Source organism: Bradyrhizobium sp. CCGUVB4N (assembly GCF_024199945.1).
In the GTDB taxonomy this organism is placed as follows: domain Bacteria; phylum Pseudomonadota; class Alphaproteobacteria; order Rhizobiales; family Xanthobacteraceae; genus Bradyrhizobium.
This window is the reverse complement of sequence record NZ_JANADP010000001.1, coordinates 6,332,855-6,352,870: the sequence shown is the minus strand read 5'-3', so window position 1 is coordinate 6,352,870 and position 20,016 is coordinate 6,332,855. Positions and strand designations below refer to the sequence as shown.

Below are 20,016 nucleotides of genomic sequence, written 5' to 3'. Positions count from 1 at the left end.
GCCTCAAAGTCTTTGCAATTGATCGGCGAACGCGGCGGGAATCTCGGCAGGCGCGGTGCCGGTATCGGCAAAGAACACCGGCGCGAGACCTGCGATCCGCGCCACCTTCTCCGCGATCTGGTTCGGCCAGCCCGGCAGCTCGTAGGCCGTGGTCGGCAGCAGCGCGCGAAACGCATCCGATGGCTTCGCAGGTGTGAATTCGGGTGAGGCCGCGCCGCGCCGGCGCGGAATGAAAAGCGCACGCAGCTTGCCGCCACCGAGGCGCTCGCCGAGACCGGCCAGGCTGAGCTCGTGGCGCAGCTCGCCGTTGAAATCCGACACCGGCGTGGTGTCGCCGATCAGGTCGCCAAACGCGTCGACAAGGGCAGGGCGCAGCCGCGCGGAGCAGAACAGCGGCTCGATCGCGCCGGTGACGCTGTTGACCGCGACAAAGTCGTCGCCCGCGTAGCGCCAGCCGGCCTTGACGCAGGCGAGCGCCGCGGTGGTCTTGCCGCTGTGACCCTCGCCCGCGAGCAGCGTGAATCCGGTCGTATTCCCCACAGCCGCGGCGTGGACGGCGCACCAGGGTGTCTCCTGCATCAGGGCGTGGATGAGGGAGATCGCGGGCCGGCTGCGGATCCAGGGCGGTGCCTCGCCCTTCGGCAACCACGCGATGCCGCGCCGCGCCACCAGGTCGATCGCGTACAGCACGGGAATGATGGCCGGCTGCCAGACCGAATAGATGCCGTCCTCGATCAGCAGCCGCGGTTTTTCGGAAGCTTCCGGCACCAGCGCCGAGAGATCATGGTCGGTTGCTGTGACGAAGCGAAGCTCGAGATCGACGCCATCGGCCGCGCGCTGGACATAGGCCGGCAGGAACATGCGGGCCAAATCCTGCGAGGCAAAGCCGAGATGCAAGCCGAACGGCCCGCAGCGCGCATGCGCCTCGATCGGCTCCGACGTTGTCCTGGCGAAGACCCCCGCGATCTCCCGCCGGATGAGGTCGCTCGCCTTCATCTAGTTCTCTTGGGTCTCGCGCAGCGGCCAGCCTTCCTCGCCGGCGTCGTGCACGGGATCCATCAACAGCAGCTCCCGCAGATTGTCGAAGCGCTGGAATTCCGGGGCGACGAATGCGCTCGACAGCACCGGTGTCCAAGCGCTAATGGACGTCTCAACGGGGCTCTCACTGCGCGCATCGGCGGCACCGTTCGCGATGAGGCCTTCCGCCAGCATGCTGTCGACGAAGGCTTGCACCTGTTGCGTGATTGACGTCACATCTCCTTCAGTCGCAGCAGCCAGCGCGCGTCCGATCTCCTCAACCGTTCGGTTGACCTTGAGGCCGAGCCAGATCTGCGCAGCACTGCCGTCGAGGTTGTAGTAGACGCCATTCTGATAGTTGGCCAACACGACTTCACTATCGAATTGCTGGCTGATCAGCAGCGGCACCGTCGTGGTGAGGGCCATGACTTATCGTACCATGACTTGCAGTACTCACTTCAATTCCAAGGCCCGGACGCTAGCACAGGCGAGCGGCTGCGCAACATCGCCGCTTGCGCCAATTGCGCCTGCTAGCTGGCGCCGAACGCCTTGAAGGTGATGATGGTGAGCGTGTCCTGGATGCCGGGCAGCACCTGCACCTTCTCGTTGATGAAGTGGCCGATGTCGGTGTCGTTGTCGACATAGAACTTCACCAGCAAATCGTAATGGCCGGCCGTGGAGTAGATCTCGGAGGCGATCTCGGCTTCGGCAAGCGCATTGGCGACCGTATAGGACTGACCAAGCTTGCATTTGATCTGGACGAAAAAGGGAACCATTGCAGTCACTCCGAAGGCATATCTTGCCGGCTAATAGGCCAAAATCAGCCCGATTTAGCAAGCGGACTTGCAGGCCGTCATATGACGGTCCGATGCCCTACGAAGCCGCCGTCGCCGCGGCGAAGGCGTCCCTGAGCCGCTGGGCGAGCTCGATCTTGCGATAGGGCTTGGTCAGGACCACGGCCTCCGCCTGCGCGCGGCCCTGCTCGACCAGGGTCTCCAGCGCATAGCCGGAAGTGAACAGCACCGGCAGGCCCGGCCGAATCCGCCGGGCCTGATCGGCGAGCTCCCAGCCGCTCATCCCGCCGGGCATGACGATATCGGTGAACAGCATGTCGATGCCGGGATCGGCGCGCAGCCGCTGCAGGGCCTCCTGGCCGTTGACGGCGGCGACGACGCGATAGCCGAGCGCCTCCACCCGGAGGATCACCGAGGAGCGCACGAACGGATCGTCCTCGGCAATCAGGATGGTCTCGTGGCCGCGCGGCGCTGTGTCCTCGCCGTCCAGCACGTCGGTCGGCGATTGTCCGCCGCCGGTGCGCGGCAGGTAGATCCGGACCGTCGTCCCCAGGCCCTGTTCGCTATAGATCGAGACATGGCCGTCGGATTGCTTTGCGAAGCCGTAGACCATGCTCAGTCCCAGCCCTGAACCCTTGCCGACCTCCTTGGTGGTGAAGAACGGCTCGAAGGCGTGCTCGATCACTTCGGGCGTCATGCCTTCGCCGTCGTCGGTGACGGAAATCAGCGCGTAGGCGCCGGATGTCACTTCCGGGTGCAGGGCACGATAGTCCTCGTCGATTGCGGCGAGCTCGGTGCTCAGCGTCAGATGTCCACCGGACGGCATCGCATCCTGTGCGTTGAGCGCCAGGTTCAGCACGGCGGATTCGAGCTGGGCACGGTCCGCAAAGGCCTGGATGGTGCCAGGGCCGAACGCCGTCTTGATCTCGATGTTTTCGCGCAAGGTGCGCTTGAGCAGCTTGAGCATGGATTGCAGCAGCTCGCGGCAATCGATCGTCTTTGGCTGCAGCAATTGGCGGCGGCTGAATGCCAGCAGTCGCTGCGTCAGCTCCGCGCCGCGTTCGCCGGACTCGCAGATATCGTCGGCAAATTGCCGCAGATCGGGCCGCGCCTTCAGCTGCTCGCTGAGATGCTCGGCGTTGCCGATGATCACGGTCAGGAGATTGTTGAAGTCATGCGCGATGCCGCCGGAGAGCTGGCCGACCGTCTCCATCTTTTGCGCCTGCTGGAGCTGCTGCTCGGTCAGCTTGCGCGCGGTCAGATCGTGGATGATGCCAACATAGATCAGCTCGCCGTCCTGCCATGCCTGGCCAACCGACAAATTCATCGGAAAGCTCGATCCGTCCTTGCACAGGCCGATGGCTTCACCGGTTGCGAAACGCCGCGCATGACCGGTGGTTGGGCGCCTCTCGTCGTTCGACATCAGCATGCCGATGTCGAGATTCATCACCTCCTGGGCGCGATAGCCGAACAGCCGTTCGCACGCGGGATTGAAAAGGAGAATGCGGGCCTGCGCGTCGAACAGGATGACGCCGTCGACCGCGGTCTCGACGATGGCGGTGAGACGCGTCACGCTTTCGCGCATCGCGCGCTGGGCCTCTCCCACCTGTCTGAGCAACAATGTCGCGTCCCGGCTCTTGATCTCCTCCTCCTGGAGCGCGGCCTGGACCTTCTGCAGCTCGAACGGGGAGGGGATCGCCAGGATCTTTGGCAGGAGCGGCCAGAGCGCGGCCGCGGTGAAGATCGATGCGATGGCGGTCATCGCCTTGACCAGGCCCTCGATACCATAGATCGGCACCCACAGCGTGTAGATCGACAGCACATGGGTCAGGCCGCAGGCCATGATGAAGGCTGCGAACGCCCAAAAGACCCAGCCGAACTGGAGGTCACGCCGTTTGGTGACGAGGATCGCGAGCGCAAACGGGATCGAGAAATAGGCCGCCGCGATGCAGGCGTCAGAGACGACATGGAGCCAGATCAGCTCGGGCTCCCACAGCAGGCAGATGCCGTGCGGTGAAAACATCGAGGAATCGAGGATACGTTCAAAATAGGCCCACATGATTTCTTCCCGAAAGGATTGCGGGCCGAGGCCGGCCCGCAACAAGGCGTCGCTGGACGAATCCACCTGCTAACGTGTCATTCGCGGGGATGGGCGCCAAGGCCGGACGATGCCCTGGTCTTATTTTCTCAGGTTATGCCCGCTTCCGGGGCGACAGCCGCGCAGCACCGGCTGTGCCTGATTCGCCGGCTTGCTGGGGCTGCGGGGGCGCGCTAGGACTGGCTATGGCCGAGTTTTCCTCAAGCAAGCGTATCCTGCGATGACCACGCCCGTGGCGCTCACCATCGCCGGCTCGGATTCGAGCGGCGGCGCCGGCATCCAGGCCGACCTGAAGACCTTTGCCGCGCTCGGCGTCTATGGCGCGTCCGCGATCACGGCGCTGACCGCGCAGAACACCAAAGGCGTCACCGGCATTCATGCGGTGCCCGCCGCGTTCGTCACGGCGCAGATCGATGCAGTGTTCTCCGATCTCGATGTCGGCGCGGTGAAGATCGGCATGGTGGCGCAGGCCGAGAGCATCGACGCGATCGCCTCTGCGCTGGTGCGCTGGAAGCCGCGCCATATCGTGCTCGATCCCGTGATGGTCGCGACCTCCGGCGATCGCCTGCTGGCGGCGGAGGCCGTCGAGGCGTTGCGCACGAAGCTGATGCGGCTGGCATCGGTGATCACACCCAATCTGCCGGAGGCGGCCGCGCTGCTGGACGAGCCGATCGCACGAAGCGAGATCGAGATCGAAAGCCAGGGGCGCCGCCTTCTCGAACTCGGCTGCCGCGCGGTCCTGATCAAGGGCGGACACGGTGAGGGCCGCGAGAGCATCGACTATCTCGTCGGCGCCGACAAGACGATCGCGCTTGCCGCGTCGCGCGTCGCTACGCGCAACACCCATGGCACCGGCTGCTCGCTGTCCTCGGCGGTTGCAGCAGGCCTCGCCAGGGGCGAGGATCTCGAGACGGCCGTGCGCAACGCCAAAGCCTGGATCAGCGCGGCGATCGAAGCTGCCGACCGCTTCAGCGTCGGTCACGGCCACGGGCCGGTCCATCATTTCCACAAGTTCTACTGACGTCGGCTGCGGCTAGCCGGCCGGCAATTTCGGCCCTCAAGACAACGTTCCTGCGAGAGCCATCAAGGTGGCAAACACACCGAGCGGTACAAGGTGCGAAAATTCGCGGTGGCGCACCACGGTCAGAACAGCGGCCAAAATAATTGCTGCGCCCAGCACCAGGCCAACGACGCGAGTCGCAGGGAGCGCAATCAGAACGGCGCTCACGATCTCCAATCCGCCGGTAAGGCTGCCCCACCAGCGCGGGTAACCCCATCGAACGAAGCTGCTTTGCGTCGCGGAACCGGCGATCGCGTTATGGAGGCCCGCGCCAAAGAGCCCGGCAACGAGCAGACAAACCGAAACAATATGGGTCATCTCAGGGCACATCCATCATCATGGGGATGGCTGCCAGAATCATGATCGCCGCCGTGAGGCCGTGAATGCCGAACGCGCGTCTTGCGGAGCCTCGGCCGCCGAGCACGACCAGCATGTCGCCGACGGGGATGATGGCTTCGACAAACAGGATGATGCCGATCCCCCGGGGGACACCCCACGCCATGAATGCCAGCACGGTCAATCCCGACGCGATGTCGCGAACGCCCTTGAGGCGAAGCCACCAGTCGGTGTTGGCACCGTCTTCAGGGAGTGGCAGGCCGAAACTGCGTGTCGCGGTCCGCGGACTGACGACATATTGGATGCCGATCGCGATAATCCCGAGAGCCACGAGCAGCGCGGTTCCAAGCGGAAGCCAGTGCATGAGATTCATTATATCGATCCAAGATAATCTAGCATTGCTAGAATACATATTCTAGCGTTGCTAGATCGTCAAGCATCGATAATAAGTGTCGACCATCTTGGCCTGGGAGATCGAAGGTTGGGGATCGCCGAGCGGAAAGACAGGCAACGCGCTGAACGCGAACGCCGCATCGTCGCGGCAGCGCGCGTGATCGCAGAGCGCGAGGGATGGAACGCCGTGACGATCCGTCGGCTTGCCGATGAGATCGAACACAGTCAGCCGGTCCTCTATTCACATTTCGAAAACAGGGATGCGATCGTTACCGCAGTAGCCCTCGAGGGTTTCCGCGACATCGCTGTGGCTCTTCGGGAGGCGGCAGGTGGGTCGACCGGGCGAAACGCAATCAAGAATGTCGCGACGGCCTACCTCGCCTTTGCCCACCGAAATCCCGCGCTCTATGAGGCCATGTTCACTCTTCCGACGGATCTGCGCTTCGCCGAAGCCGGGACCAGACCGGAATTACGGGCCGGGTTCGAGGCCCTTGCGGCAGTGGTAACGCCGTTTTGCGTCGATGTGGATGTCGCGACCGAGACGTTTTGGGCGGCCCTGCACGGGCTCGTTGAACTCGAACGATCGGGCCGAATTAGGCTCGGCGCACGTAGTGAACGAATCGCACTCCTTGTTCGGGCGATGGTCGTTTCCGGAAAATAGCGCGCCCGCCCGTGGCTCGCGTCGTCTCTGGCGTGTGCCGCGCTTCCGGTCCGGGCTTTTGCGGGCAACCAATGCCGCCCCATGTCGCCTGATTGTCGCATGCGACTGATATTCGCGGGGAGGGCGAGGCGAGGTTTGATTCGTATCTGAGGGTGCCTCAAAGGTTCATTGGTCATCCCCCTGTCACGGGACATTGTTAGGCTGTCGCATGGGAAGTTACGATGTGAGTGACGAGAGCCCTGAACGGCGCTTTCGCACCTTGTTCATCTCCGACGTTCATCTCGGAGCCCGCGGCTCGCAAGCCGACCTTTTGCTGGACTTCCTGCGCTACCACGATGCCGACACCATCTATCTCGTCGGGGACATCGTCGACGGCTGGGCGCTGAAATCGAGCTGGCACTGGCCGCAATCGCATAACGATCTGGTGCAGAAGCTGCTGCGCAAGGCGCGCAAGGGCGCCAAGATCATCTACGTGCCCGGCAATCACGACGAGTTCCTGCGCAACTATTACGGCACGCATTTCGGCGGCATCGACGTCGTCGAGAACACCGTCCACACCGGCGCGGACGGCAAGCGCTATCTCGTCATCCACGGCGACATCTTCGATCTCGTGGTGCAGAACGCGCGCTGGCTCGCCCATCTCGGCGACAAGGCCTACGACTTCGCGATCCAGATGAATCGCTTCGTCAACTTCTTCCGCCGCATGTTCAAGGTGCCGTATTGGTCGCTGTCGCAATGGGCCAAGCAGAAGGTCAAGAACGCGGTCAACTATATCGGCGCGTTCGAGCAGGCGCTGTCTGCCGAAGCGCGGCGTCATGACGCCGATGGCGTGATCTGCGGCCACATCCACTACGCCGTGATCCGCGACGAGAACGGCATCCGCTACATGAATTGCGGCGACTGGGTCGAGAGCTGCACGGCGCTGGTCGAGCACGATGACGGCCGTTTCGAGATCATCACCTGGGCGGATCACGCGCAGAAGCCTGCCGCCGTACCGCAGGTGGCAGCAAGGGCCGCTTGATGCGCATCCTGGTCGCGACCGACGCCTGGCACCCGCAAGTCAACGGTGTGGTTCGGACGCTGACCAAGCTCGCTGACGCTGCGAAGACGCTCGGTGTCGAGTTCACGTTTCTGACGCCGCAATCGTTCCGCACCTTTGCGATGCCGAGCTATCGCGACGTGCGGCTCGCGATGCCGCGTCCGGCGCGCATCGCAAAGCTGATCGAGGAAGCGCGGCCCGACAGTATCCATATCGCGACGGAAGGGCCGATCGGCCTGATGGTCCGCCGCTATTGCCGGCAGCGCAAGTTGCCGTTCACGACCAGCTTCCACACCCGCTTTCCCGAATATGTCCGTGCCCGGATGCCGGTTCCGGAATCCCTGATCTGGCGGGCGCTGCGCCGATTCCACTGCCCGAGCCGGGCCGTGATGGCGGCAACGCCGGCGCTGGCCCGGGAGCTCGGCGAGCGCGGTTTCGACAATGTCGTGCTGTGGCCGCGCGGCGTCGACACCCATTTGTTCCATCCCCGCGCCGTCGACCTCTGCCTGCCGGCTCCGGTGTTCCTGTCGGTCGGCCGCGTTGCGGTGGAGAAGAATCTCGAGGCGTTCCTTGACCTCGACCTGCCCGGCACCAAGGTGATCGTCGGCGACGGCCCGGCGCGCAACGCGCTGGAAGAAGCCTATCCCGATGCGATCTTTTTAGGCGAGAAGCACGGCGAAGAACTGGCCGACATCTATGCGGCGGCCGATGTGTTCGTGTTTCCGAGCAAGACCGACACGTTCGGCCTGGTCCTGCTCGAGGCGCTGGCGAGCGGCCTGCCGGTCGCGGCCTTCCCGGTGAAGGGGCCGCGCGACGTCATCGGCGATGCGCCGGTCGGGGCGCTCGATCATGATCTGCGTAACGCCTGCTTCGCCGCGCTCGATGTTTCCAGGCAGGCCTGCGTCGAATTCGCCGCCAACTACACCTGGGAAGCCTCGGCGCGGGCCTTTGTGGACAGCATCCGGGCGGTCGGTGCGGTGCTGCCTGGCCGGGCGGGCGCGGAACAGCCGCGCTTCGTCGCTTAAAGGGTAAAATCCTCGCGCGGAGGTGTCTTGCCCGCGCCGCGTCCGCCGCGATAACATCGCCTCATGTCCGAACAGCCCCTTCCGATCGGCCCCGCCGATATCGACGCCGCAGCGCGCGTGCTCGCGCCCTTCGCCGTCCGCACCCCGCTGTTGTCGTTTCCCGTGCTCAACGAGCGCGTCGGTGCAAAGGTGTTCCTGAAGCCGGAGATGCTCCAGCGCACCGGCTCCTTCAAGTTCCGGGGCGCCTTCAACAAGGTGTTCTCGATCCCGCAGGACAAGCGCGCCGGCGGCGTCGTCGCGTTCTCCTCCGGCAACCACGCCCAGGGCGTGGCGGCGGCGGCAAAGATCCTCGACATGCAGGCGACCATCGTGATGCCGGCGGATGCGCCGCTGTCGAAGCGCGAGCGCACCAAATCCTACGGCGCCGAGGTCGTGCTGTACGATCGCTACAACGACGACCGCGAGGCAATCTCGCGCGGCATTGCCGAGAAGCGCGGCGCGACGCTGGTCAGGCCCTATGACGATCCCTTCGTGATCGCGGGGCAGGGCACCGCCGGCCGGGAGATCGCGGAAGACATGGCAACGCTCGGCCTGTCGCCCGACATCGTGGTGGCGCCGGCCTCCGGCGGCGGCCTGATCGCGGGCGTCGCCACGGCCGTGAAGGCGCGTTATCCGCAAGCCCAGATCGTGGTGGCCGAGCCCGAGGCGTTCGACGATCACGGCCTGTCGCTGACCGCAGGCCATCGCGAGCCGCATCCGCCGGCGGGCCGCACCATCTGCGATGCGCTGATGGCGCTGATCCCCGGCGAGATGACCTTTGCGATCAACAGCAAGCTTCTGGCACGCGGCGTGACCGCGTCGGACAAGGAAGTCGGGGCGGCCGTCGCCTTTGCCTATCGCGAGCTGAAGCTCGTGGTCGAGCCCGGCGGCGCGGTGGGCCTTGCCGCGTTGCTCGCGGGCCGTCTCGACGCCGCCGGCAAGAACGTGGTGATCGTGCTCTCCGGCGGCAATGTCGATGCGGATCTGTTTGCCGAGCTGGTCGCCTGAGCTTTTGACATGACGAAAGGGGCAGAGCGTTGCCGCTCTGCCCCTTTGTCGTGTGCGGTTGCCGCAATCAGTGCAAGAAGCTGCGGTGGTTGTTGCCGCCGTTTGACTGGTTCATCGACTGACGGACATTGTTGCCGCCGCCATTCCCCATCGCATTGAACTGCGGCCGGTTGTTCTGGTGGTTGTTCTGGACTTGCACCTTGTTCACCGGATTGTTGTTGAGCTTCACGCCGTTGTTGATGTGGATCGGGTTGTTCTGCGTCTGAACATTCGTCGTCTTCACGTCCGTGGTCTTCACATCGACGGTCGAGCCGCCCTTGCCGATCGTCACCGGCATGCTCACGACCTTGCCGGGGTTGCCGTTGGCCGTGCCGGCATTGTTGTTGCCGGTGTTCTGATTGGTGGTGGTCACCGGCAGTGTCGTGATCTTGCCGATGCCGTTGTTGTTCGTCGCAGTGTTGGTCGGCGCGGGCAGGGTGACGATCTTGCCCGGGGTCTGCGACGGCGCGCCGTTCTGCGAATTGCCGGCCGGCAGGTTGACGATCTGGCCGCCATTGCCGAGCTTGCCGATGACGTTGCTGTCGACCGGCTTCTGCACGACCGGAAGGTTGGCGTTGATCTGCGAGCCGCCGTTGCCCTGCTGGATCAGCGGCATGTATTTGGGCTGGCCGAGATTGCCGATCTTGAGCGTCGGGGCAATGTTCTGCGGGGCCAGAAACTTCGTCGCTTGCATCAGCGGGATCAGCTTCGGCTGTACCTCGAGCTTGTGCGCCATCTGCGCATAGGGGCTGTTGCCGTAGTTGTTGTAGAAGGCTTGGTAGCCGATCGGCGAGTTCGCCAGCACCGCCTGGTGCCAGGCCTGCGAGAGCAGCAGGTTCGACAGCAGCCAGCGGATGTGATCGCACAGCGGATCGTGCGGATACATCTGGATGAACTCCTGGTAGTACTCCGGCCGTCCCTCGGACACGACGTAGTCATAGGCCTGACGGGTCGAGCGGCTCGGCAGGTTCGAGGCCATCTGCACCACCGGCGCATTCATCGGCGCGCGGTTGGCGGCAACGGAGGTATCGCCGAAGAAGGTGAAGTCGGAGGTGAGCGAGGAGCTCTCCCACGGAATCTGCGCGCCGCTGGTGGTCTGGTTCACCTGGAGACGCACGCGCTTGAACAGCTGCTCGATCGGCACGTTGGGCTCGCGCGCGACGTTCAGGAAGGCCTGCGTGTAGGGGCTGTGGCCGTTGTTCCCGTCGAGTGCCTCGGCACCCGGTGCGGTCGAATAACCGACGATGGAGCCGTTCGGCGCATCGACGATGGCAAGGCCCCGGCCGGCGTCGTTGACGCTGGGGAACGGGTTGTTGCGGCAGGCGTCGAGGATGACGATGCGCATCCGGCTCGGGATCGTCTCCAGCGTCGACATCACGTCGACCAGGCGGACCGAGTCGTTGACGAGCTCGGTCGGGTTCGACACCTTCGCGTCGACAGGGACGAGATAGTTCTCGCCGGCGAGCTGCACGCCGTGACCGGCGTAATAGACCATCGCCACCGTGTTCGGGCCGCGCGCGGACACTTTTGCGGAGAAATCCTGCACCACGCGCAGCATGTCGTTCTGGCCGAGGTCGGTCGCCGAGATCACCTCGAAGCCGGCGGAGTTGAGGAACTGCGCCATCGACTGTGCGTCATTGTCGGGATTGGCGAGCTGCGGTGCGTTCCGGTAGTTCGAATTGCCGATCACCAGCGCCACCCGCTGCTCCGGGCCTTGCAGGGCGGCAGGCGCGGCCGGCTCGACAGGGGCGACTTGCGCGGCAACAGGGCCGCAGGCGAAGCCGAACAGGCTTCCCAGCAGGCCGGCGGTCATCAGGGCGGATTTCAGGCGGAACATGGCGTGCTCCCTCGGGGCTCATCTCGATGCGAGATTGGTTGCGAGGAAGCTAGGGCGCGTTCGAACCCACGGTCCGTGATCGCGATCACCCGTTGTCCCGTGCGTGATGTAGATCACGTCGGAGCCTATGGTGCGTTCCGATCCCCAAGGGTGTTGCACATCCGAAATCGGGTGGATCGACCTGTGCCGGGTCCTATCGTGCGACAAACACGAAGGAGCGTGACATGCACAAGCTTCATGCCATCGCCGCGCTTCGCGGCGACGGCCTCAGGCCGGAATTGCAAGCCCTGTTCGAGCGGCTTGCCATCGATCCTCACGCAGACCTGCGCGTTCGCGGTGACGGCATGATCCAGTCGGGCCCGGACCCGGCTTCGGAGGCAGCCGGCGTGGTCATCGCAGAGACGAAGCGTGTGGCGTGACGCCTTGCGCTGGCCCCGGGCCCCCCTAGTGACCTCGCAGGATTGACTTAACCAGGGTGGGAGGTGGTATTCAGGCTGCTACGGGCGCTCTAATTGCGGGACGGCAAGAACCGTGCCGCCAAGAAGCAGAGATCGAGTGGATAGCATGCACGGCAAACAGGGGGATGGCCGCCATTCGCAAGGTGGTGCGAGCCATCGGATCCTGCCGGAAATCGAGGTGTTGCGCGCGATTGCGATCCTATTCGTCCTGATTGCTCACCATCGTACGGCGATGTGGTGGCTCCCGCCGACGTTGGAGAGTTATCTTAACTTTGCATTCGGCGTCGACCTGTTCTTCTGCGTCTCCGGATTCGTGATCACGCGTGCATTCTATCGGGATTTCGTCCTGGCTGCCGGCAAGGGGGCGCCCGCCTATTGGCGCGTCGTAACCGATTTCTGGATCCGCCGCGCCTTTCGCATCATGCCTTTGGCATGGTTGTGGCTGCTCATTCCGATCGTGATGTCGCTCGTCTACAATCGATCCGGGGCTTACTTTTCCTTCTTCGGCAATGTCGGCGATTTTCTTGCCGCGGCCCTCAACGTCTATAATTTTCACTACGCGTACTGTACCTCCTCGCCGAACCTCTGGTGCGGCTCCTCCGGCGTCTACTGGTCCCTCAGTCTGGAAGAGCAATTTTATCTGGCCTTTCCGCTGCTCGTTCTGCTTCCTCGCCGCGCCATGGCGGTGGTACTGGCCGGGATTGTCGCCTGGATGGCGATGCGAGAGCGGACATCCCTGACCTGGATGACCCGCTTCGATGCGATCTCGCTCGGCGTGCTGATCGCGCTGTTCAAGCAGAGCGCCGCCGACGTGGCCTTCACGCCGTACTTCCTGCAAAACCGTTTTGTGCGATGGCCACTTCTTGTCATCCTGCTGTTTGCGCTCGCGGCGGTAGGCGGCGGCCCCGGCCTGGTCACGTTCTTCCCGGTGATCGTGACACTGATCTGCGGCGCCCTGGTCTATATCGCGTCCTTCAACGGTGGATACCTGCTTGCACCCGGATTGCTCAGGTCAATCCTGGTCTGGATCGGGGCGAGGTCGTTCGGGCTCTACCTCATGCACAACCCTGTGATTGCCTTCGTGCGCGAGACCTGGGAACGCGCCCATCCCGGACAGTTGCCGGATGCCACGATGAAGGCCGTCATCGTCCTTGCCATTGTCGGGCTGCTCGCATTGCTCAGCGATCTGTCGTTCCGATATTTTGAGACGCCGCTGCGAAGATATGGCAAGCAACTCGTCGATAGGCGGAACGCCGCAGCTGCTTCGACGGCCGACGATTTGGTCAATCCCGACAGCGGCGCCATCGACGCCGCATCGACCAATCTGGCTGCCGGGATCCATTCCCCGCTTCGCCGCGAAGAAGCATTGGGCAAACAAGGGTATTGATCAGCTCTCTTCCGGCCTGATGGGACCGCGAAAGCGAGACCGCTTCGCTGCGCTCACGAGGACGATGGAGAGAGTCGAGAGGCTTACGAGAAGAACGCGATCTTCTCGGCCTGGGTCATGCGGCGGATCGGCGCGAGCGCGTCGTTGGCCGCAGCGCGGGGTTTTTGCACGATGCCGCTGGCGAGAATGGTGGCGCCGAGCGAGGGTTCGGGCAAGGGGGACGGCATCGGAAGCGACGCGGTCGGTGCTGCGCCGGATGTCGCCGCGGCCGCCATGGCGGGGGCCGGCTGCTCCATCACTTCAGCCGCGGCTTCCGCAATGGCATCGGTGAGGCGCGCGAGCGATTCCATCGCGATCGGTGCTTCGGCAACCGGCGCCTCGACGACCGGCGCCTCGATATGTGGCGCGATCGGCGCCTCCATGACGACCGGTTCGGCGACCTCCGCGACCATCGGCTCGGGAACAGCCGCTTCCATCTCCATGGGCTCGACGATCGCGTCGAACTCCGGATCGGGCGCGGCCATCTCCAGCGCGATGGCGTCGAGTATCGCTTCATCCTCGGCTTCCGCCGCGGCATCGAGCGAGAACTCGTCCGTGATCTCGGCGACGGACGCGGGATCGGCGAGGCCGTCCTCGACCGCAAGGCTGGCTTCGACGGCGACGTGGCCTTCGGCGATCTCGGGCGTGATCGCGACGTCCATCGTCGCGTCCTCGGCAATGTCGCTCGCGTCATCGACGGCCTCGGCCGCGATGTCCTGTGGCGTCTCCGTAGAACCCACGGGTGCTTCGCTCGCCATCGCAGCGGGCGCTTCGGCCACCGGCGGTGTGGCCTGCGCAGGTGCCGGCCGCACCGCGGCCTGCGACGCTGCGACGCCGTCAGCGTCGGTTTGCTCGACCCGGTCCTTGAGCAGATCGAAGGCGGCCTTGAGGTCGCCGCGCGGGTCGATGGTCGAAATCTGCGCGCAGGCCGCCTCGATCGAGGCGAGCTGCGAATCAATCAAGTCGCAGATTCGCCCGTCGGCGCCGATCTCGCGCCAGCGCCAGGAGATCTCCTTGATGATGCGCACGCCGCGGGGGATCGGTGCGAGGCTTGCCTCGAGCGCCGCCGGATCGCACGCCTTGGCGGCGGCGTTTTCTGCGTCGTCAATGGCACGGCGGATCGCGACCAGCGCTTCGGGGAGGCGGTCCTCGACGACGGGTTGTCGCTGTGCCGCAAGGGTTTCTTCGATTTTGGCGACCGCGTCGAGCACCATGCGCGTGTCGGCATTGCGGTTGCGCTTGGCGTATTCGCCGAGGAACCAGCGGCCGCGCGCGGTCTCCATGAAAGCTTCGCGGATCGCGTCGTAATCCTGCTCGTTCGGCTCGGCCGCGCGGGCAGACATGGGCGAGAGGGCGAATGCTTCGTTGGCCATGACAATCTCGTCGCGCAAATCAGTGCGCGTTACTGTAACGATCACCACGATATCGACCGAATCGCAATTGGTTTGATGGCAGGCGAATCACAAATCCCCATCGCGACATCCGTCAAGCGGCGATTCGCCGTGCGTCTCGCGCTGTTCTACTCGGCCGTGTTCGCGGTGTCGGGCACGCATCTGCCGTTCTTCCCGGTCTGGCTCAAGGCGGTCGGCGTCGATGCGGCCTGGATCGGTATCATCAACGCGCTGCCGGGGATCACGCGTTTCACCACGCTGCCCTACGCAACCGCCTTTGCTGAAAAGCGCCATGCGATTCGCGCCGGCATGATGGTCTCGGTCGTCGCGACGGCGGCGGGATTTGCGCTGGTCGGCCTGCAGCACCAGCCGCTGGCACTGCTCCTGCTCTATGCGCTGACCTGCATCGTGTGGACGCCGGTCGTCCCGCTGACGGATGCGTACGCGTTGCGCGGCGTCATTCGCTACGGCTTCGACTATGGGCCAGTTCGGCTGTGGGGCTCGGCAGCCTTTGCCGCCGGCGCACTCGCCTGCGGCTATCTCGTGGAGCGCATCGCCACGCGCGAGCTGATCTGGATCATCGTCGCATGGGCCCTGGTTGCGGCCATCACAGGCCTGTTGCTCCAGCCGCTCGACGATGTCAGGCGAAGGACCGCGGAAAAGCATGGCGGCAATGCCCTGCTGCGCGATGCCGGCTTCTGGCTGGTTATCATCTCGGCCGCGCTGATCCAGGGCAGTCATGCCGCCTATTACTCATTTTCGGCGATCAGCTGGCAGGCCCACGGGCTCGGCGGGTTCACCATCGCAGGACTCTGGACGCTGGGCGTGATCGCCGAGATCGTCGTGTTCGCGCTGTCGCCGCGCTTCTCGCTGCATCCGTCATCGCTGATGGCGATTGGCGGCGTCAGCGCGGTGCTGCGCTGGATCGTCACGGCGCAAGAGCCGTCGCTGGCGCTGCTCACGATCGCGCAGCTCGGCCACGGCCTCACGTTCGGCATCACCATCGTCGGCACCATGAATTTGCTGGTGCAGCGCGTGCCGTCGCATCAGATTGCGCGGGGGCAGGGTTACTATGCCGCGTGCAGCGGAGTTGTGGGCGCGACAAGCTCGATCGCCTCAGGCGCGATCTACGCCCACATCGGCGACAGCCTCTATTACGTCATGGCGGCGATGGCAGCGGCCGGCGCGCTTCTGATCTGGACGGCGCGGCGTCGGCTCATCGCTCAGCCCCAGAGCGAAGCGTCCGGCGGATAGACCAGGCTCTCGTCATAGCGCAGGGCATGATCGCGATCGCGCGCGAGCAGCAGAGGTCCGTCGAGATCGACGAAGCGCGCCTGCGGCGTCACCAGCATGGCGGGCGCCATCGACAGCGAGGTCGCGACCATGCAGCCGATCATGATCTCGAAGCCGAGTGCCTGCGCTGCATCGGCCATGGCGAGCGCCTCGGTGAGACCACCGGTCTTGTCGAGCTTGATGTTCACCGCGTCGTAGCGCGTGCGCAGGGGCGCCAGCGAACCACGATCATGCACGCTCTCGTCGGCGCAGACCGCGAGCGGCCGCTTGATCCGCGCCAGCGCGTCGTCCTTGCCGGCCGGCAGCGGCTGCTCGACCAGGGTGACGCCGACGGCGTCGCAGGCGGCGAGGTTGGCTTCCAGATTGGCTTCGGTCCAGGATTCGTTGGCGTCCACGATCAGCTCGGACTCGGGGGCAGCCCTGCGCACGGCCGCGATCCGTTCCGGGTCGCCGTCGCCGCCGAGCTTGATCTTGAGTAGCGGCCGGCGCGCCGCTTTCGCAGTCGCCGCCGCCATGGCCTCAGGCGTGCCGAGCGAGATCGTGTAGGCCGTGGTGCGCTCGCCCGGGATCGGGCGGTCCAGCAGGTTCCAGGCCCGCAGGCCCGCCGTCTTGGCCTCCAGGTCGATCAGGGCGCAATCCAGCGCATTGCGGGCAGCTCCCGGCGGCATGGCGGCCTGGAGGGCCTGCCGCGTCAGGCCGCCCGCCACGGCTGCCTGCATGGCCTCGACCGCGGCCAGCGTCGCCTCGGGCGTCTCGCCATAACGGGGATAGGGCACGCATTCGCCGCGGCCGATCAGGCCGTTTCGGCTCACTTCGGCCACAACTGTCACCGCTTCCGTCTTGGCGCCCCGGCTGATCGTGAAACTGCCGGCGATGGGAAACCGCTCGATTCGTGCGGCCAGGGCTGGAACTTTGCTGGAAGTCATTTTGAACTCTGGCGAAATCTGAACCTGCTGGTTACCTCTAGCAACTAACGTTAACCAGTTGGGGATACCTTTTCTGGGTAAGGGCGCGTGCGCAACTATCTGATTTCCTCCGCCCCGGCACGGGAGCGGATATCTTGAGCGGCGATCCGAAGCTGGAACGGATAGCCAAAGGCAACGCGCTGGCCCTCTGCGCCACCGGAACCTGGACCGCGAGCTTCGCGCCGGTGCTGGAGCGGATGGTGGCCGACGCCGAGAAGCTCGCCGGCAGCTCCCAAAGCATCTTCATCGACGTCTCCGAGGTCGCCAAGCTCGACACCTTCGGTGCGTGGCTGATCGAGCGGCTGCGCCGCAGCCTGACCCAAGGCGCCGTTGAGGCGCAGATCGCCGGGCTGTCGGCGAATTATTCGAGCCTCGTGGACGAGGTGCGCCGGGTCCGCGCGACCCCGGTGGTCGACAGCAGCACGATCACGATCTCGGGCATGCTGGAGCAGATCGGCCGCGCCGTCGCCGGCGTCGGCGGCACCATCGCGAGCCTGATCGACATGCTCGGCGCGGTGCTGGCCGCGGTCGCGCATGTGCTGATTCATCCGCGCTCCTTCCGCCTGACCTCGACCGTGCATCACATGGAGCAGGTCTGCTGGCGTGCGGTGCCGATCATCGTGCTGATCACGTTCCTGATCGGCTGCATCATCGCCCAGCAGGGCATTTTCCATTTCCGCCGCTTCGGCGCCGACATCTTCGTCGTCGACATGCTCGGCGTGCTGGTGTTGCGCGAGATCGGCGTGCTGCTGGTCGCGATCATGGTCGCCGGCCGCTCGGGCAGTGCCTACACCGCCGAGCTCGGCTCGATGAAGATGCGCGAGGAGATCGACGCGCTGCGCACCATGGGGTTCGACCCGATCGAGGTGCTGGTGCTGCCGCGCATGCTGGCGCTGGTGCTGGCGCTGCCGATCCTCGCCTTCCTCGGCGCCATGGCTGCGCTCTATGGCGGCGGGCTCGTCGCCTGGCTCTATGGCGGCGTCGATCCGGAGGCGTTTCTTTTGCGGCTGCGCGACGCCATCTCGATCGATCATTTCATCGTCGGCATCGTGAAAGCGCCCGTCATGGCCGCGGTGATCGGCATCGTCGCCTGCGTCGAGGGCCTCGCCGTGCAGGGCAGCGCGGAATCGCTCGGACAGCACACGACCGCCTCGGTGGTGAAGGGCATCTTCTTCGTCATCGTGATGGACGGCGTGTTCGCCATCTTCTTCGCCTCGATCGGAATGTGACGATGGCGCAAGAAATTCAAAACGCGATTCAAGACCCCATCATCCGCGTCCGCGACATCACCGTGCAGTTCGGCGCGACGCGGGTGCTCGACGGCCTCAACCTCGACGTCAAGCGCGGCGAGATTTTGGGATTTGTCGGCCCGTCGGGCGCGGGCAAATCGGTGCTGACACGGACCATCATCGGTCTCGTCCCGAAGGTCGCGGGCTCCATCGAAGTGTTCGGCGTCGATCTGGATTCCTCAAACACGTCGCAGCGCCGTAACGTCGAGCGGCGCTGGGGCGTGCTGTTCCAGCAGGGCGCGCTGTTTTCCTCGCTCACGGTGCGGCAGAACATCCAGTTTCCGATGCGCGAATATCTTCGCGTGTCGCAGCGGCTGATGGACGAGATCACCATGGCCAAGCTCGCCATGGTCGGTCTCAAGCCGGAAGTGGCCGAGCGCTTTCCCTCGGAGCTGTCCGGCGGCATGATCAAGCGCGTCGCACTGGCCCGCGCGCTGTCGCTCGATCCCGATCTCGTGTTCCTGGACGAGCCGACCTCGGGCCTCGATCCGATCGGCGCCGGTGATTTCGACGATCTGGTCAGGACGCTGCAGCGGACTTTGGGGCTGACCGTTTTCATGGTAACCCACGATCTCGACAGCCTTTACACGGCTTGCGATCGGATCGCCGTTTTAGGGAACGGTAAGATCATTGCTGCAGGGTCGATCGCCGACATGCAGGCCTCGCAGCATCCCTGGCTGAGGCAGTATTTCCATGGCAAGCGCGCCCGCGCGGTCGTGACTTGAGGTGCTGGAGCAGCTGATGGAAACGCGGGCGAACTACGTATTGATCGGATCCTTCACGCTGGCGGTGCTCGCGGCTGCGATCGGCTTCGTGCTGTGGTTCCAGTCGCTGCACACCACCAAGCAGCGCAGCCCCTTCCGCGTCGTGTTCGAGGGCCCGGCCGCGGGCCTGCGCAACGGCGGCAGCGTCAATTTCAACGGTATCCGGGTAGGTGAAGTGGTCTCGGTGAAGCTCGACAATCCGAGGCGGGTTGTCGCACTCGCCATGATCGAGAACAACACGCCGCTTCGCAAGGACACCCTCGTGGGCCTCGAATTCCAGGGCCTGACCGGCGTTGCCGCGATCTCGCTCAAGGGCGGCGAGGATGCGGCGCCGCCGCCGCCGCTCGACGAAGACGGCATCCCGACGCTGACGGCCGATCCCAACAAGCTCCAGGACGTCACCGAGGCGATCCGCGGCACGCTGCAGAACATCAACAAGATCGTCGCCGACAATCAGGAGTCGGTGAAGAACTCGCTGAAGAACCTCGAGACCTTCACCAACTCGCTCGCCCGCAACTCCGAGAAGATCGACGGCGTGATGGCCAAGGTCGATGGCGTGATGTTGAAGGCCGACAACCTCATGCTCGGTCTCAACACGCTCGCCGGCGGCAAGGACGGCGGCGAGCTGTTCCTGACCGTCAAGTCGATCCGCGAGCTCGCCGAGGATTTCGACAAGCGCTCCGGTGCATTGATGACCGACGGCCGCCGCACGCTCGGCGACATCAGCCGCGCGGTGAACAATTTTGACCGCAACCCGACCCGGGTGCTGTTCGGTGCCAGCAACAGCGCACCGGCAGCAGCGCCCCCGCCGGCCGAGGCGCCGAAGCCGGCACCGGCCGCGAGCGGCAGGCGGCAGTAGGCGTGTAGTCCACGGGCCACTCCTCGTCGTGTCGACTTCGCTATCGGTCCCGTCATCCTGAGGTGCGAGCGTAGCGAGCCTCGAAGGATGCGCGGCCCCGATGCAGCCGGGCCGTCGCCCTTCGAGGCTTACTCAGCGGCGCGGTTGCGCCGCTGAGCGCGCACCTCAGGGTGACGGTGAGAGATTGGAGCGGAGCACAATCCGGGACCTTTCCAGCATTCCGCT

Annotated in this window: 20 protein-coding genes; 11 read left to right on the top strand and 9 right to left on the bottom strand. The window is 64.8% G+C overall.

The features are described 5' to 3' along the window. Positions 1 to 3: 3 nt before the first annotated feature. The 4 genes from NLM31_RS29515 to NLM31_RS29500 all read right to left on the bottom strand — a co-directional run bounded on the left by NLM31_RS29515 (position 4) and on the right by NLM31_RS29500 (position 3,870). Positions 4 to 996, bottom strand: a complete 993-nt coding sequence (locus NLM31_RS29515; RefSeq protein ID WP_254194542.1) for a hypothetical protein — start codon at positions 994 to 996, stop codon at positions 4 to 6. Continuing rightward, positions 997 to 1,443 (bottom strand): PqqD family protein, encoded by a 447-nt coding sequence (locus NLM31_RS29510; protein ID WP_254194541.1) that lies wholly within the window; start codon positions 1,441 to 1,443, stop codon positions 997 to 999. Positions 1,444 to 1,547: 104 nt separating this feature from the next. Beyond that, entirely contained in the window at positions 1,548 to 1,793 is a 246-nt protein-coding gene (locus NLM31_RS29505) for an Lrp/AsnC ligand binding domain-containing protein (protein ID WP_045008738.1), read from the bottom strand. 97 nt (positions 1,794 to 1,890) lie between these two features. Continuing rightward, the gene (locus NLM31_RS29500) at positions 1,891 to 3,870 is read right to left on the bottom strand and encodes a PAS domain-containing sensor histidine kinase (RefSeq protein ID WP_254194540.1); all 1,980 of its coding nucleotides are present in this window, start codon (positions 3,868 to 3,870) and stop codon (positions 1,891 to 1,893) included. A gap of 259 nt (positions 3,871 to 4,129) precedes the next feature. On the opposite strand from NLM31_RS29500, the gene thiD reads away from it, so the two are divergent. Further along, positions 4,130 to 4,930, top strand: coding sequence for a bifunctional hydroxymethylpyrimidine kinase/phosphomethylpyrimidine kinase (thiD, locus tag NLM31_RS29495; protein WP_254194539.1), 801 nt, complete (start codon positions 4,130 to 4,132; stop codon positions 4,928 to 4,930). A gap of 36 nt (positions 4,931 to 4,966) precedes the next feature. On the opposite strand, the gene NLM31_RS29490 is transcribed toward thiD, so the two are convergent. Further along, positions 4,967 to 5,287, bottom strand: a complete 321-nt coding sequence (locus NLM31_RS29490; protein WP_254194538.1) for a DoxX family protein — start codon at positions 5,285 to 5,287, stop codon at positions 4,967 to 4,969. Between the two features lies 1 nt (position 5,288). Next, complete coding sequence (locus NLM31_RS29485) at positions 5,289 to 5,669, bottom strand: DUF4267 domain-containing protein (RefSeq protein ID WP_254196287.1); 381 nt, start codon at positions 5,667 to 5,669, stop codon at positions 5,289 to 5,291. Between the two features lie 117 nt (positions 5,670 to 5,786). Between NLM31_RS29485 and NLM31_RS29480 the strand changes: the two genes are divergently transcribed. From NLM31_RS29480 to NLM31_RS29465, 4 genes are all read left to right on the top strand, one after another. Further along, positions 5,787 to 6,359 (top strand): TetR/AcrR family transcriptional regulator, encoded by a 573-nt coding sequence (locus NLM31_RS29480; protein ID WP_254194537.1) that lies wholly within the window; start codon positions 5,787 to 5,789, stop codon positions 6,357 to 6,359. A gap of 208 nt (positions 6,360 to 6,567) precedes the next feature. Beyond that, the gene (locus NLM31_RS29475; protein WP_254132653.1) at positions 6,568 to 7,380 is read left to right on the top strand and encodes a UDP-2,3-diacylglucosamine diphosphatase; all 813 of its coding nucleotides are present in this window, start codon (positions 6,568 to 6,570) and stop codon (positions 7,378 to 7,380) included. Beyond that, complete coding sequence (locus tag NLM31_RS29470) at positions 7,380 to 8,423, top strand: glycosyltransferase family 1 protein (protein WP_254194536.1); 1,044 nt, start codon at positions 7,380 to 7,382, stop codon at positions 8,421 to 8,423. Before NLM31_RS29475 ends, NLM31_RS29470 begins: the two co-directional genes overlap by 1 nt. Before the next feature lie 63 nt (positions 8,424 to 8,486). Beyond that, positions 8,487 to 9,470, top strand: a complete 984-nt coding sequence (locus tag NLM31_RS29465) for a threonine/serine dehydratase (protein ID WP_254194535.1) — start codon at positions 8,487 to 8,489, stop codon at positions 9,468 to 9,470. Between the two features lie 67 nt (positions 9,471 to 9,537). On the opposite strand, the gene NLM31_RS29460 is transcribed toward NLM31_RS29465, so the two are convergent. Next, positions 9,538 to 11,346, bottom strand: a complete 1,809-nt coding sequence (locus NLM31_RS29460; protein ID WP_254194534.1) for a caspase family protein — start codon at positions 11,344 to 11,346, stop codon at positions 9,538 to 9,540. 224 nt (positions 11,347 to 11,570) lie between these two features. On the opposite strand from NLM31_RS29460, the gene NLM31_RS29455 reads away from it, so the two are divergent. Further along, entirely contained in the window at positions 11,571 to 11,765 is a 195-nt protein-coding gene (locus NLM31_RS29455; protein WP_254132649.1) for a hypothetical protein, read from the top strand. Between the two features lie 145 nt (positions 11,766 to 11,910). Beyond that, positions 11,911 to 13,191 (top strand): acyltransferase, encoded by a 1,281-nt coding sequence (locus NLM31_RS29450; protein WP_254194533.1) that lies wholly within the window; start codon positions 11,911 to 11,913, stop codon positions 13,189 to 13,191. Between the two features lie 83 nt (positions 13,192 to 13,274). Here NLM31_RS29450 and NLM31_RS29445 read toward each other — a convergent pair whose 3' ends face one another. Beyond that, a complete protein-coding gene (locus NLM31_RS29445) occupies positions 13,275 to 14,603 on the bottom strand; it encodes a hypothetical protein (RefSeq protein WP_254194532.1) in 1,329 nt (442 codons plus the stop codon). A gap of 75 nt (positions 14,604 to 14,678) precedes the next feature. Here NLM31_RS29445 and NLM31_RS29440 point away from each other — a divergent pair, with 75 nt between their 5' ends. After that, a complete protein-coding gene (locus tag NLM31_RS29440; protein WP_254194531.1) occupies positions 14,679 to 15,875 on the top strand; it encodes an MFS transporter in 1,197 nt (398 codons plus the stop codon). Here the strand turns inward: NLM31_RS29440 and dgcA are convergent. Continuing rightward, positions 15,845 to 16,840, bottom strand: a complete 996-nt coding sequence (gene dgcA / locus NLM31_RS29435) for an N-acetyl-D-Glu racemase DgcA (protein WP_254194530.1) — start codon at positions 16,838 to 16,840, stop codon at positions 15,845 to 15,847. The genes NLM31_RS29440 and dgcA overlap by 31 nt on opposite strands. A gap of 134 nt (positions 16,841 to 16,974) precedes the next feature. Between dgcA and NLM31_RS29430 the strand changes: the two genes are divergently transcribed. The 3 genes from NLM31_RS29430 to NLM31_RS29420 are packed head-to-tail and all read left to right on the top strand — an operon-like array spanning position 16,975 to position 19,791. Then, a complete protein-coding gene (locus NLM31_RS29430) occupies positions 16,975 to 18,108 on the top strand; it encodes an ABC transporter permease (protein ID WP_254194529.1) in 1,134 nt (377 codons plus the stop codon). A gap of 2 nt (positions 18,109 to 18,110) precedes the next feature. Further along, positions 18,111 to 18,893: an ABC transporter ATP-binding protein gene (locus tag NLM31_RS29425; protein WP_187437178.1), complete on the top strand. Its 783-nt coding sequence runs from the start codon at positions 18,111 to 18,113 to the stop codon at positions 18,891 to 18,893. Positions 18,894 to 18,909: 16 nt separating this feature from the next. Next, the gene (locus NLM31_RS29420; protein WP_254132642.1) at positions 18,910 to 19,791 is read left to right on the top strand and encodes an MlaD family protein; all 882 of its coding nucleotides are present in this window, start codon (positions 18,910 to 18,912) and stop codon (positions 19,789 to 19,791) included. Positions 19,792 to 20,016 lie beyond the last annotated feature (225 nt).

Bases quoted from the DNA above. Each gene is read 5' to 3' on its own strand.
- NLM31_RS29515 (WP_254194542.1), bottom strand. From the start codon at position 996: ATGAAGGCGAGCGACCTCATCCGGCGGGAGATCGCGGGGGTCTTCGCC.
- NLM31_RS29510 (WP_254194541.1), bottom strand. From the start codon at position 1,443: ATGGCCCTCACCACGACGGTGCCGCTGCTGATCAGCCAGCAATTCGAT.
- NLM31_RS29505 (WP_045008738.1), bottom strand. From the start codon at position 1,793: ATGGTTCCCTTTTTCGTCCAGATCAAATGCAAGCTTGGTCAGTCCTAT.
- NLM31_RS29500 (WP_254194540.1), bottom strand. From the start codon at position 3,870: ATGTGGGCCTATTTTGAACGTATCCTCGATTCCTCGATGTTTTCACCG.
- thiD (WP_254194539.1), top strand. From the start codon at position 4,130: ATGACCACGCCCGTGGCGCTCACCATCGCCGGCTCGGATTCGAGCGGC.
- NLM31_RS29490 (WP_254194538.1), bottom strand. From the start codon at position 5,287: ATGACCCATATTGTTTCGGTTTGTCTGCTCGTTGCCGGGCTCTTTGGC.
- NLM31_RS29485 (WP_254196287.1), bottom strand. From the start codon at position 5,669: ATGCACTGGCTTCCGCTTGGAACCGCGCTGCTCGTGGCTCTCGGGATT.
- NLM31_RS29475 (WP_254132653.1), top strand. From the start codon at position 6,568: ATGGGAAGTTACGATGTGAGTGACGAGAGCCCTGAACGGCGCTTTCGC.
- NLM31_RS29470 (WP_254194536.1), top strand. From the start codon at position 7,380: ATGCGCATCCTGGTCGCGACCGACGCCTGGCACCCGCAAGTCAACGGT.
- NLM31_RS29465 (WP_254194535.1), top strand. From the start codon at position 8,487: ATGTCCGAACAGCCCCTTCCGATCGGCCCCGCCGATATCGACGCCGCA.
- NLM31_RS29460 (WP_254194534.1), bottom strand. From the start codon at position 11,346: ATGTTCCGCCTGAAATCCGCCCTGATGACCGCCGGCCTGCTGGGAAGC.
- NLM31_RS29455 (WP_254132649.1), top strand. From the start codon at position 11,571: ATGCACAAGCTTCATGCCATCGCCGCGCTTCGCGGCGACGGCCTCAGG.
- NLM31_RS29450 (WP_254194533.1), top strand. From the start codon at position 11,911: ATGCACGGCAAACAGGGGGATGGCCGCCATTCGCAAGGTGGTGCGAGC.
- NLM31_RS29445 (WP_254194532.1), bottom strand. From the start codon at position 14,603: ATGGCCAACGAAGCATTCGCCCTCTCGCCCATGTCTGCCCGCGCGGCC.
- NLM31_RS29440 (WP_254194531.1), top strand. From the start codon at position 14,679: ATGGCAGGCGAATCACAAATCCCCATCGCGACATCCGTCAAGCGGCGA.
- dgcA (WP_254194530.1), bottom strand. From the start codon at position 16,840: ATGACTTCCAGCAAAGTTCCAGCCCTGGCCGCACGAATCGAGCGGTTT.
- NLM31_RS29425 (WP_187437178.1), top strand. From the start codon at position 18,111: ATGGCGCAAGAAATTCAAAACGCGATTCAAGACCCCATCATCCGCGTC.
- NLM31_RS29420 (WP_254132642.1), top strand. From the start codon at position 18,910: ATGGAAACGCGGGCGAACTACGTATTGATCGGATCCTTCACGCTGGCG.